The organism is Pseudoalteromonas atlantica (genome assembly GCA_007988745.1).
Lineage (GTDB): Bacteria > Pseudomonadota > Gammaproteobacteria > Enterobacterales > Alteromonadaceae > Pseudoalteromonas > Pseudoalteromonas atlantica.
Map to the genome: position 1 here is coordinate 471,227 of BJUT01000001.1, position 13,101 is coordinate 484,327.

At 39.5% G+C, this 13,101-nt stretch carries 10 protein-coding genes, 1 tRNA gene and 1 pseudogene; 1 reads left to right on the forward strand and 11 read right to left on the reverse strand.

Features of this window, described 5'->3' with window-relative positions; translation table 11 throughout:
- Positions 1 to 6: 6 nt before the first annotated feature.
- From PAT01_RS02055 to PAT01_RS02100, 10 genes and pseudogenes are all read right to left on the reverse strand, one after another.
- A complete protein-coding gene (locus PAT01_RS02055) occupies positions 7 to 1,371 on the reverse strand; it encodes a DUF1329 domain-containing protein (RefSeq protein WP_154944570.1) in 1,365 nt (454 codons plus the stop codon).
- A 13-nt stretch (positions 1,372 to 1,384) separates the two neighbouring features.
- The gene (locus PAT01_RS02060; RefSeq protein ID WP_004586707.1) at positions 1,385 to 3,478 is read right to left on the reverse strand and encodes a DUF1302 domain-containing protein; all 2,094 of its coding nucleotides are present in this window, start codon (positions 3,476 to 3,478) and stop codon (positions 1,385 to 1,387) included.
- A gap of 250 nt (positions 3,479 to 3,728) precedes the next feature.
- Positions 3,729 to 3,950 (reverse strand): DUF2835 domain-containing protein, encoded by a 222-nt coding sequence (locus PAT01_RS02065; RefSeq protein ID WP_024033528.1) that lies wholly within the window; start codon positions 3,948 to 3,950, stop codon positions 3,729 to 3,731.
- Positions 3,951 to 6,545 carry an aminopeptidase N gene (gene pepN, locus PAT01_RS02070; RefSeq protein WP_154944572.1) on the reverse strand — a complete coding sequence of 865 codons (2,595 nt, stop codon included), beginning with the start codon at positions 6,543 to 6,545 and terminating at the stop codon, positions 3,951 to 3,953.
- A 42-nt stretch (positions 6,546 to 6,587) separates the two neighbouring features.
- Positions 6,588 to 8,049: pseudogene (gene nhaC, locus PAT01_RS02075) on the reverse strand (Na+/H+ antiporter NhaC).
- 181 nt (positions 8,050 to 8,230) lie between these two features.
- Positions 8,231 to 10,255 (reverse strand): carboxy terminal-processing peptidase, encoded by a 2,025-nt coding sequence (gene prc, locus PAT01_RS02080; RefSeq protein WP_096041641.1) that lies wholly within the window; start codon positions 10,253 to 10,255, stop codon positions 8,231 to 8,233.
- A gap of 26 nt (positions 10,256 to 10,281) precedes the next feature.
- On the reverse strand, positions 10,282 to 10,920 hold the full coding sequence (proQ, locus tag PAT01_RS02085; protein ID WP_004586712.1) for an RNA chaperone ProQ: 639 nt from the start codon (positions 10,918 to 10,920) through the stop codon (positions 10,282 to 10,284).
- Positions 10,921 to 10,935: 15 nt separating this feature from the next.
- The gene (locus PAT01_RS02090; protein WP_004586713.1) at positions 10,936 to 11,214 is read right to left on the reverse strand and encodes a hypothetical protein; all 279 of its coding nucleotides are present in this window, start codon (positions 11,212 to 11,214) and stop codon (positions 10,936 to 10,938) included.
- Complete coding sequence (locus PAT01_RS02095) at positions 11,214 to 11,672, reverse strand: GAF domain-containing protein (RefSeq protein ID WP_004586714.1); 459 nt, start codon at positions 11,670 to 11,672, stop codon at positions 11,214 to 11,216. Before PAT01_RS02095 ends, PAT01_RS02090 begins: the two co-directional genes overlap by 1 nt.
- 128 nt (positions 11,673 to 11,800) lie before the next feature.
- Positions 11,801 to 12,181, reverse strand: a complete 381-nt coding sequence (locus PAT01_RS02100; RefSeq protein ID WP_024033524.1) for a hypothetical protein — start codon at positions 12,179 to 12,181, stop codon at positions 11,801 to 11,803.
- Positions 12,182 to 12,439: 258 nt separating this feature from the next.
- Here PAT01_RS02100 and PAT01_RS20200 point away from each other — a divergent pair, with 258 nt between their 5' ends.
- Positions 12,440 to 12,574, forward strand: coding sequence for a hypothetical protein (locus tag PAT01_RS20200; RefSeq protein WP_318299727.1), 135 nt, complete (start codon positions 12,440 to 12,442; stop codon positions 12,572 to 12,574).
- Between the two features lie 384 nt (positions 12,575 to 12,958).
- Here PAT01_RS20200 and PAT01_RS02110 read toward each other — a convergent pair.
- Positions 12,959 to 13,049 (reverse strand) — tRNA-Ser (locus PAT01_RS02110).
- Positions 13,050 to 13,101 lie beyond the last annotated feature (52 nt).

Sequence of the window (13,101 nt, forward strand, 5' to 3'; positions counted from 1 at the left end):
ACGTTGTTATCTACCTTCACGGCGTAATGCGCTTGAAGTAAATTCGTTATCGTTAAACGACTCTGAAAAGTCGTACATTTTTTCTTGGTTATCTAAACCAATAGCTAAGTAACGGCGCGAATTTAAATCATGATACACTTCTAAGGTACTCCACTGCGTAGGTACTTCGTAGTAGTTTAAGCCATATGCCATTGCTACACGATAAAGCTGGTCGCGATTATCATAAATATCGGTCACTTGTACTTGCCAGCTATCTTCATCAATATAAAACACGCGTTTTTTATAAATATGGCGTGTATCATCTTTTAAGTTAGCTTCAACCACCCATACACGGTGCTTTTCATAACGCGTATGCTCTGGATTAATGTGGCCGGGTTTTAAAATATCATCGTACTCTAGTTTATCACTGTGTAACTTGTAGCTATTGTACGGAATATATAGCTCTTGCTTACCTTTTAACGTCCAGTTGTAACGGTTAGGTGAGCCATTAAACATATCAAAATCATCGGTAGTACGTAAGCTATCTGCGGCTGTACCTGGAGCGTCATATGCAACATTTGGTGCACGACGAACACGACGCTGACCTGAGTTATATGTCCACGCTTGGCGAGGCGTTAAAATTTGATCCATGGTTTCGTGTACAAGTAGCGCTGTACCGGCAAGGCGTGCTGGCTCTGTCACCTTTTGCTTAAATTTAAACAAAATGTTTGAGTCTTGAAGCTCTGCAGGAGTCGCTTTAGGATCTGAATATTTAACCAATAGTTGTTCATCAAAGCCAACATAATTGTACGAACCCGATGCGGTGGGTGCAGCTTGTCCACCAAAACGCTCTATTGATTGTCCACGATAGCGTAATAAGTGATTCCAAATAGCTTCTAAGCCAGATTTAGGAATAGGAAATGGAATACCAATTGCGGTATTTTTTATTCCGTTGCCACCTTCAATAAGCTCAGCCGTTGCAGCAAACTCTTTTGTTGCATCGTATACAAACTGTGGGTAAGACGCAGAGCGGCGCGTTTCATAAACAGGCATTTTAAACGTATCTGGGTATGCTTCAAATAAAGCAATTTGACCAGGGCTTAAGTTAGCTTTGTACTTATCAAGGTTTGTTTTATCAATGGTAAACAACACTTTGTCCGCAGAATACGGGTCTAAATGGTGCATCCCTGGCTCATAACCTTCTGGTGCAGATGTAATACCGCCATTCCACGCTGGAATTGACCCATCAGCATTGGCTGCTTTTTCTGCGCCAAATGGCGTTAAGTCTTGTCCTAAACGTGCAAGTTCTTCAGCGCTCATTTTTGCCATTGCCGCTGAACTTAAAAACATGCTACACAAAGCGGTAGCGATGAGGGTAGGTTTTTTAATCATACTAATATTACCCCTAAATTGAATATTTTAAATTGAAAGAAACGTAGTCACGATCTGAGAAAGTATTGATATCGCCACCACCCCAAAATGAGTTGTAGCTCACATCAAGTGACCATGCATTTTGGTAATTAAAGTTCATCGTTACACCCAACGATTTACGGTCTTCAATAAACAAGAACATAGGATCAGGTGTGTTACCGTTTACATCATGAGAAAATACAAATCGTGGAGAGAAGTTAATGCCATTGTAAAGGTTAAAGTAATCACCTTTAGCAATTAGGCGGTAACCCCAAGATGATGCCGTTGCAAACGACTTTTCTTCTGGCCCATTAGAAAGGCCTAGTTGTAATGTTGTGTAGTCAGTAGTGCCTGGGCCTGTGATCACACCACTTCGACCTGTACCCGACACATTTAAACGCATTTCGTCGTAATCAGGCATATCATGAATTTTCACAGCACCTACTTCACCTACTACAGCCCAGCTATCAGCACCTAATGACGGGCCAAATAAATGTGTTGCAGTAAACTGAATTTGTGATGTATCGCGTTCAATATAACCTTGTGCAACTTCACCTGCCGCTACAGAGCTAATCGCATCACCAAAACTCATTTGCGAAATACCCGCAAAGTCTGGGCGAATACCGGCAAGCGCCAATTGTTCAGGCATGGCGGTATAAAGTAGCTCTACATCATCAATTTGTAACGGTTCGTCTTTACGAAATGCAAACTCACCAGCAAACGCGGTTTCGCCAATTGTGGTGTTAAAGCTTAAACCGTAAAGTTTAATATCTTCTGGGTAATCATTTTCTGCTTTTGAAAACGCAACTAAATCTGCCACGTTGTCATCTGTAATTTCTGTTGTTGCAATCATCGCTAAATCTTGTGCGATGGCAGCTTGAGAAAAGTTAGATACACGACCAGAAATTAGCGGACGTCGACTATGGTAGTTAACGTGGTATAACGCCACTTCTGTGTCGTTCCACTCTGGTAAAAATACACCTAAACGTAAACCATATTGGCCGCCGTCATCTGGCTCTGTTTTACCGTTATCGCCTTTCCCCTTAAGCGCAACTTTAGTTGGATGAGCTAAATACATGTTTGCAAGCAGGGCTTGACCTTCAGCACTTGTTGGGTCAATACCCTGTGCAGCGGCTACCTGAGCAAAGTTAGTATAAAGGTTATTAAGGCTGTCGGTTAAAAAGGCCATATCAATGTCAGGGTTAGAAGTAAAACCTAACTGCACATTTTGCTGATAGCCGTTTTCTGCTGCAAAGTCATTGGTAGAAAAATAAGTACCCGCAGCCGGTAGGCGAGTTTCATGCCATTGGTACTGATAAAAACCTTCTAAAGTAATATTTTCAGTGATCCCTAATGACGCCCAAAGCATACCTACAGGAATAAATGCTTCTTTAAGCTCAGCACCTGGCGCTTTTAAGCGGTCAATATCGACCGGGTTTACGTTAATACCATGAGAGATAAGTGTACTCTCACCCCAGTTAACTACTTGTTGACCAAGGCGAATTGACAGCGGGTTATTGCCATCGTTTAAGTCAAAATTTGCCCAAACGTAGGCATCTAATAAACGAATGTCGGCACAGCTTTGCTCTTTTGTGTCGTCATCATCACATGGATCTACGCCTTGTCCTGAGGTTGGGTTAACGTAGGCTCTATCACCATCCATTAACTCAAAATCGTAAAAGTACATAAAACGTGTGAATAAGCCGTAGTTATCTTTACTAATTGAAAGGTCGTGTGTTCCTTTCAATAATTTTGAAAACGAATCACCGCTATCAAAATTAAGATTACCTGCATCGCCATTATTAGAGTAAGAGCCTGGTTGAGCCCAAACATCTTGAGAAGAATAAATTGTATTTAATGAAGGATTATACCCAGTCCAATCAAATGCAGGATTATTGCTTTTACCAATAATGTCGAAATCTCTGTCTTCAACACGGACGCTTTGACCATAGGAAAAAGTTGAGTCGAAGGTGACATCAAAGCCCCCTACCTCAAAATTTGCTGCATTCGCTGCTGCAGATAAACCTAAGCTTGCGGCTGCTAAACCTATAGCTATTTTGTTTTTAACAAAAAGCGATCTTCTTATCATTGTGTATCCCCCCTGTCGTGGGTAATTATGTGTGATCAAGTTATTGTTTTTAGTGTAATCTTAACGATAGAAGCGATTATAAAAAATTACAAATGGTCGCGTTCAATCAATTATTATATTTTTTGAGCTGACGTTTACGTATTGGTAAGACGTCATACCAGATAATTTATACACGTAAATTAACAATAGAACAAATTGAAATTAACAAAAAGATAATATTTTTATGTATCTATAACATAAAAACAGCAGGTTAGGCGATACGTTCGAGGCGAATAAATTTATTCTCGGGGGTAAGTAAAAGTCTAAAACGCCCTCTTATTCCTATAGATGAAATGTAAGGGCGTAAGTGCGAGGCGGCAAAACGTATTGTTTTACCGTTATCCTCAACCACTTGTACTGAGCTAAAACGACCATGGTAGTAGTCCATGCATTTGTTATAGCTCAGGTGTAAAGAAAAGTAATACTCAATCATTTAATTAAGCGCTTTTTCAACCTTTTCATATAAATCAGCACTTAATCCTTCAAGGTTTGCTAAGCGTTGCAACTGTGCTTTCATTGCTTGAGCACGGGTGGTGTCAAAGCGTTTCCACGACATGAAAGGCGTTAACATTCTAGAGGCATTTTGCGGATTAATCGCGTTTAGCTTAATAAGTAAATCACCTAATAATGCGTAACCTTCACCATCTTTTCGGTGAAATTGTGCGGTATTAAAATGACTAAAGCTACCCACTAATGCCCGTACACGATTTGGATTTGAAAAATCAAAGCTAGGATGCGCGTACAACGCTTTTATATTCTCAATAGCATCATCACCAGATTGCATAGCCTGCAGCGCAAACCATTTGTCCATAACTAAAACATCATGACGCCACTGGCTATCAAAGTGATCTAACAACGTTGTTCTTAATGGGTGTGATGCTTTTACTACCGCACTTAATGAGGCTAAAACATTGGTCATATTCGGTGAATCTGCCGATTCTTTAATAAAGCGGTCAACTTGCTCAGAAGGTATTTTAGCTAAGTAATGTAAACAAACACCTTTAAGCGCTCTTATAGCCACTGCATCTGGATTTATACTGCCATCATCTACTAACGAACTGTAACAATGTAAAAGCTCATCAGATAATTGCTCGGCAATCTGTTGCTCAAACAATCTTGTGATTGTAATGATTTCGTCAACAGGAATTATGTCAAACTCAGCGGCAAACGTGTCAAAGCTTGGCAGTTTTATAAGCTCTGCTACCAGTGCTAAATCGCCACTTTGTGCGCTTATTAACACACGTAGTGCATTAATAACGTTTTCACTTAATGTTGCGTGTTCAGGTGCGTTAACTGCTTGCTTAACTGCATTAATAAATAACTGCTGCTGCGCATCCCAACGCGAAAAATCGCTGCGTGCAAAACGCATAATATGCAGTAAATCAGGTTCTGAATTTTGCTGGCTTAAAATACAGGGCGCAGAAAAATCTTCAAGTAGTACAGCCACTGGGCGAGCAGGTATTTGATCAAAGTAAAACGTTTGCGTTGGCGCAGTTACGTTAAGCACGTGGTCGCGTTTTTCACCTTGATAAGTAAGTGCAATACTTTGCCCATTTTCATCTAATAATTCGATGGCAAATGGAATATGAAGGCTCTTATTATCTGGCTGATTTAGCGGAGCTGATTGCTCAATTGTTAAAGTATAAAGTTGCTTATCGTGATCATAGTGCTGTGTTGCATTTAATCGTGGTGTACCAGATTGGCTATACCAACGCTTAAATTGCGTTAAATCTATGCCTGAAGCATCACTCATTGCAGCAACAAAATCGTCACAGGTAACCGCTTGGCCATCATGGCGTTCAAAGTAAAGCTGCATCCCTTTTTGAAAGTTAACCTCACCTAACAGGGTGTGCATCATTCTGATAACTTCAGCCCCTTTATCGTACACCGTTACGGTATAAAAGTTATTCATTTCGATAACTTTTTCTGGGCGAATTGGGTGCGCCATTGGCCCCGCATCTTCACTAAACTGATGTGTGCGCATTACTTTAACGGCATCAATGCGGTTAAGTGCGCGTGAGCCTAAATCGCTACTAAATTCTTGGTCTCTAAATACTGTGAGCCCTTCTTTTAACGATAGCTGAAACCAATCTCTACAGGTAACACGGTTACCCGTCCAGTTATGAAAATACTCATGACCAACAATCGACTCTATCGTGTGATAATCTTTATCGGTGGCGGTTTCTTGGTTAGCCAATACGCATTTACTATTAAATACATTTAACCCTTTGTTTTCCATTGCTCCCATATTGAAAAAATCTACGGCAACAATCATGTAAATATCTAAGTCATATTCTAGGTTAAAGCGCGTTTCATCCCAATGCATGGCTTTTTTTAATGAGTTAATTGCATGTGGTGTTTTCGATAAATTACCTTTATCAACAAATAACGCAAGCTCAATTTCGCGCCCACTTTTTGTTGTGTAGGTGTCTTTTAGTACATCAAAATCACCCGCTACTAATGCAAATAAGTAACTTGGCTTTTTAAATGGGTCTTGCCATTTAGCAAAATGGCGGCCATCAGCTGTTTCACCACTGTCAATTTGGTTACCATTTGACAGTAAATGCTTAAAGCTTTTATCAGCAATAATCGTCACATCGTATGTGCTTAATACGTCAGGGCGGTCTAAAAAGTAGGTTATTTTTCTAAAACCTTGCGCTTCACATTGCGTGCAATACGCACCATCAGATAAATACAAGCCTTCTAAAGAGGTATTTGTATCAGGAGAAATTTCAGTAACAATTTTAAGCTGGCATGTGTGAGGTAAATCATTAATGATTAGGTGCTCACCTTCAATCTTATAATTAGTATAAGCAATATTGTCTACTTGCAGCTCCACTAATTGTAAGTCTATGCCATCTAACACAAGCGCTGAGTTTTGATTTGTTGTTCTTTTAAGTGTTAGTAGCGCCGTCACTTTTGTATTTAGTGGTTGTAAGTCAAAAGTGAGTTCAGTGTGCTCTATAGAAAAATTAGGCGCAGTGTAGTCTTTTAAGTATTGCGCTTTTGGCTTTGCTGAAACAGTCATAGTTACTCCAACTAAAGCTCCTTAAAAAGGAGCTATTTAGATTTAAGCAGGTTGCTTGGGTTCAATGCGTAAAATTTTAATGCCTACGTACGCATAAATAATGGCTAAGAAAGGGTTAATTAAATTAAAGAAAGCATACAAGGCATAGTCAAATGGGTTTATTAATAAAACGCTTTGCATGTACGCACCACAGGTATTCCACGGAATTAGCGGGCTTGTTATTGTGCCGCCATCTTCTAAAGTACGCGATAAATTAACGGGCTTTAAACCACGCTTTTTATATTCTTCTTTAAACATACGACCTGGCACTACAATAGCAATGTATTGATCAGCCGCTATTAAGTTTGTGCCCACACAAGTAGCAATGGTTGATGTAATAAGCGAGCCCGTGCTTTTTGCAATTTTTAAAATGCTCTTAACAAAAATATCTAATAAGCCGGTTTTTTCCATAATGGCACCAAACATAAGAGCCGTCATGATCAGCCATGTTGTGGTTAACATCCCTGCCATACCGCCACCACTGAGCAATGAATCCATTTTGTCATCACCCGTGTCGATGCTAAAACCATCGAAAAAAGTCGTCCAAATAATTTTAAAATAACCAACCAACTCACCCTGAGAAAGGTCAATTTGTGTCGCAATTAAATCAGACTGAAACAACATTGCCCACACAGCACCAATTACAGCGCCAATTGAAATTGCCGGAAACGCTGGCATTTTTTTAATAGCTAAAACTAGCAGCACAATGAATGGAATTAGCATTTCAAAGCCAATATTAAAGTTTTGCTCTAAAATCGCTGTTATTTCGTCAATCCTGCCAGCTTCATTCGAGGCAGTTGCATTAAAGCCCATAAATATAAAAATGATTAATGCAATGACAAAGCTAGGAACAGTAGTCCATAACATGTGGTGAATATGTTGAAATAAATCAGCTCCAACAACAGCCGGTGCTAAGTTAGTAGTTTCAGAAAGCGGACTAAGTTTGTCACCAAAGTAAGCTCCCGAAATAACCGCCCCTGCCGTCACAGTTTGATCAAGCCCTAACCCGGTGGCCACCCCTAAAAGCGCCACACCTATGGTGGCAGCTGTGGTCCAAGAGCTACCTATACTCATTGCAACAATGCCACAAATTAAGCAGCTTGCGGCGTAAAACCAGCTTGGGTTAATAACCTGTAAGCCATAGTAAATGAGCGTTGGCACGGTACCCGACAACAGCCAAGTACCAATTAAGGCACCCACCATTAATAAAATTAAAATAGCCCCCCAATGATAAGGTAATACCTTCAATCATGGCTTCTTCAAGCTTTTTCCACGTATAGCCATTTTTTAGCCCTATTAATGCCGCAGAAAAAGTGGCAAATAATAACGCTATTTGGTTAGGACCTGATGACGAGTTATCGCCAAATAAATATACCGCTGCGCCTAAAAGGCAAATTAAAACAGTGATAGGAACAAGTGCATCAAAAAACGAGGCGGGTTTAATCGGTTTTTCTAAAGGCTTCAAAATAGTGACTCCTGCACACCACATATCGTGGCGTGGTTATTTATTATTTTTAGCGTATCAGTGCTTTTTTTAAGCCACAGTAATGTAACTCAATTTAGTAATTCGCGATTATAGCAATTTAGCGAAATTTAGGTAACAAAAAAGGCGCAAAAAGCGCCTTTTAAACGGGGTAAACACGTGTTTATTTTTTAGCGATACGGCCAAAGTTAATGTAATCTTGAGTGATCAGTGCTGCCTCTTCTAAGAAAGGGTCAAGCTCTTCAATTACCTCAGGTACATCATCTAGGTTTTCTATTGGCTCTTTACCTAAACGCTTTAAACGCTCATTAGTGCGCGCTAGAGTACGTGCTTCATTTTCATCTTTTTCTTTAATACGGTCTGCTTCAACTAAAGAAATAGTTTTGCGGTCTTTCTCTTCATTGTAACGGGCAATATCATCAAATACGTAACCAAACTCTGGCTCTGACTTAATACGTACTTCGTGCTGTTTTTCAAGATAAGTGATTACAGGCGTTAAATTACCCTGCCTATTATACTTAGCTCGTACTATGCTATCCCACGGCAATGCATTATCTTGCTTGCTCTCGCCCCATTCTGCTGGGTCTATCGCAGAAGGAAATGAAATATCAGGAATAACCCCTTTATGTTGAGTACTGCCGCCGTTTATACGGTAAAACTTAGCAATAGTGTATTGTACGCTACCTAAGTCGTTGTCGTATAAATCGTACGCACGACCTAAGCCTTTGTGCTGCTGAACCGTTCCCTTACCAAAGGTTTGCTCGCCTATAATTACTGCGCGGCCATAGTCTTGCATTGCGGCGGCAAAAATTTCAGAGGCTGAAGCACTGTAACGGTCAACTAAAACAGTTAATGGGCCATCGTAGTAGGTAATTCCGTCACGGTCTTTTTGCTCTTCGATACGGTTATTTAATGTATGAATTTGAACAACCGGACCTTGGTCAAAAAACAAGCCTGATAGCTGTGTAGCTTCATATAATGATCCACCGCCATTTTGGCGCAAATCAATAATAATACCGTCTACGTTTTCTTCTTTAAGTTTAGCTAATTCAACTTTAACGTCTTTTGAAAGATTGTTGTAAAAGCCTGGGATCTCAATAACACCAATTTTTGAAGTTAAATTTGAATAACTGGCTTCAAATACTTCAGATTTAGCAGCCCTATCTTCTAAGCGAATTTTATCACGGGTGATTTCAACTACTTTAGGCGTGCCATGTGCATCAGAGCCTTTAAGATACTGTAAACGTACCTTAGTGCCTTTAGGGCCTTTAATTAAATCAACTACATCATCTAAACGCCAGCCAATAACATCAACAAACTCTTTTTGATCTTGGGCAACACCAATAATTTTGTCGTCAGCTTTTAGCTGCTCTGTTTTATCGGCAGGTCCACCTGGTACTAAGCTGCGAATAACGGTGTAATCTTCATCTGGGCTTAAAACGGCGCCAATGCCTTCAAGCTCTAGGTCCATATCCATTTTAAATTGTTCTGCGCGGCGCGGCGATAAGTACGACGTATGCGCTTCAATGCTTCGCGCTAGCGAGTTCATTACAATTTGAAATGCATCTTCTGAATTTGTTTGCACTAAACGTTTTTGTGCATTTTTATAACGCTTAGTAAGGACCTCTTTGATCCCTTCCCAATCTTTGCCTGTCATTTTTAAACGTAAGGCATCGTATTTAACGCGTTCACGCCAAATTTCATCAAGCTCAGCTTGCGATGCTGGCCATGCTGAATCTTCACGGTCAAAAAAGTATTCATCGTCTTTCTCAAACGTCATTTCTTTATCTAGTAATGATAAAGAGTAATCATAACGTTCAAAACGGCGCTTTAAGCTTAAGTTAAAAATATCAAACGTAAAGCCAAGCTTACCGGTGGTAATAGCATTATCAAAATCGTTGCGGTATTTTTCAAACGCAGCAATGTCGCTTGCTAAAAACACACTTTTATTAAAATCAAGGGATTCGATATAACGATCGTACACTTTGCTAGAAAGCCCATCGTTAAATCGAACCGGTGTATAGTGTGAACGAGCAAATAAGTTAGCCACTCGTTTGCTGGCAGTGCCATGTTGACTTTCTTGTTTAAGTACAGGCAAGTCTTCAAGTTTTGCCGCTTCTACGGAAGCGAATAAAGAACCCGAAAACAGGGCAGCAACTAACGGAATGAGCGTAAACTTTTTACTCATACACAACTCCTTAATTTATTTACAACTTAAATAATGTATAAGCTGTCAGCTTTGGTTTTAACTTGCATGCCTGTTACTAATTCAACATGAACTTCGTCTTTGTTTACTTCAGTAATTACCGCATTTACAAGTGCTTGGCCAAGTTTAACCTTAACCTTGTTATTAACCTTGACCTCACTTGCAGGTAAAGGTTCAACTTTTCCTGAACGTTTAGCAGGGGCTGCTTTAGCTGGTTTGTTAGCTTGTGCATTGTTTTTGCTAGCGTGGGCTGGTTTTTTCTTGAAAGATTTAGAATCTGAATCTTGGCGTGGACGCTGTTGTTTTTTGCGTTTTGCCATTTTAGCACGGCTTTCTTCTAGTGCTTTTTGAGCGTGGTCAATGTGCTCTTGCTCAACTTTTTCACCTTGATTGCCATCAAGATCAATACGAAACTCTGACTTAGTCACAGCTTCTAAATAACGCCAGTTAGACGTGTATTTTCTAAGCGCTTGACGTACTTGAGTCTTACTTACTTTTTCAGACCCTTCGATACGCTCGGCAATATCTTTAAAAATACCGACTTTAAGCGGTTTAATACCGTCTTTTTGTTTAAAACATTGTGGAAATTCTTGATAAAGAAATTCCAGCACTTCATTAATATCTTTTAGCTTGTTTGTGGTTTCCATTTTAGAACCTATTTTTCACATCTTTTCATCAAGGGACGAGTCAACGTAGTGTATTACCCAGTCGATTAACTCTTCGAAGTCGGCTTCAAGTACAGCCAAATCACCTCGAAGGTGTTCCCAAATACCATTTATTATTTCATCGATTGATTCACAATCTAAATCATCTGGAAGTTTATCCCAGGCTATGTGAATCAAATCATTGAGCGTTTCCGCTACATGTTCTTCTTCCCCTTCCCAATCGCCTACATCTTGTACTGCGAATAGGTAGTCTTGAACATTTAGCAAGTCTTTCATTATAAGCTTGCCTCTAAGCATTTAACTAATGCTTCAAGACCTGCTTGGTCATCAGTATCAAATCGACCAATAGTTGGACTATCGATATCAAGAACAGCAACTATTTTATCATTTTTCATGATAGGTACAACAATCTCAGAGTTAGACGCTGCATCGCAGGCTATGTGGCCATCAAACGCATGTACATCTTCAATTAGTTGAGTTTCTAACGTTGCTGCAGCCGTACCACACACCCCTTTACCAACAGGGATACGAATACACGCTGGATTACCTTGAAAAGGCCCAAGCACTAATTCACTTGGCGAATCCATAAAGTAAAAGCCCGCCCAATTTACATCTTCTAATGAGGTAAATAATAGCGCACTTACGTTAGCCATATTAGCAATGACATTAGATTCACCAGCAATTAGTGATTCAGTTTGCTTAACTAATGACTGGTAAAAATCGTGCTTTTGCATACCAAACTACTTCTTATTAAACAGACAGTAGCTAAAGGTACTCTTTGTCGTGAAAAATTGAAACCTTTTACAGGCAAAAAAACAGAAATAGCGCCGTTTTTCAGCACGCTTGATTAATATTTCTGCAATTATTTTTTTGATGTTTTACGCAGGCCAAATAAAAATAGTCCTGCGGCAAAAGCGGCCATTACACTATTAATTAAAAATATCTCGCCTGTTGTAGCACTGAGTAAATAACTAAATATTGCACCACCAAGCAGCCCAAGAGTTAATACTCCTGAATAATTCACTTTTGCATACTTAAACATAAGTAAATAACCCGGTACGACAAAAGCGGCCATAGTAAGCCCAACAATATGTGCGTTCGCAATTGCACTCATCAATAGTTGTAAAAAAATGGTAACCGCATCGCCATTCATAGTGAGCCCATAATAAAGGCCAAGTAAACTACCAACAATCACAGGGGATAATAAAGAAAGCGCTACACTTTTGGCTAGTTGATGTTTCATATAAGTTCCTAATTACACACTACAAACATTATCTTAAGCATGCACCAAGTTCTTAAGGTTAGAAACAGAGACTATGGTCGTAATTTATGATGGGAAAACAAGCACTCTTTAAACTGCTGTAACTAGGCATTTTAATTTTATAAAAGTATATCTTAGCGTTTCTAGCAAAGGTCTTTAACCCCCCTTTGCAAGGTTGATAATTTGAAGATTTAACTTCTGTTGGGCTGTTTAGTGAGTGGGTTTAATAAAGTTTTGCAAATGATTTTAATGAATGGTTTTGCTAACAAAAAACAAACACGCATTGTGCTGCCAGCCCACGCTTACTTTGCGCTGCTTAGTCGCCTATCAGACAAAGTTCACTACCTTATAGGCGCTATCGTCAATAAAACCTAACCTTTAGATTTCAATATTAAATACGTTCTTCAATTAATGACTGATTTACGCATAGCCAGCGTCGTAGGTATACAGCACAGCAAAGCTGCAAAAGTGATGATGTATCGTTAATTGTGTCAAAAGGTTGGAATACAAATAAAACAAACACCGTTATCAATGAGAATCATTGCACGATAAACAATAGGTTTTCTTGAAGGTAAATCATCCTTGAGCCACAACATACTATTTTAAAATCTAAAAAATAAAAGTACATGAATATGTTAATAATCTATCGATAGCGGCTAATAGCAAACCGAAATGGGGGAATAAGCGAGGAAACCTAAGATGGCCTGATAATAAAGCGTAAAAACAAAAAAGCCCGCTAAAAAGCGGGCTTTAATATAATGGTGGAGAGATAGGGATTTGAACCCTAGATGGGCTACAAACCCATGCCGGTTTTCAAGACCGGTGCATTCGACCACTCTGCCATCTCTCCGAAAGTGCTATAAATTAAAAGTAAGAGTGTACTCATAATTATTGTAATAAGG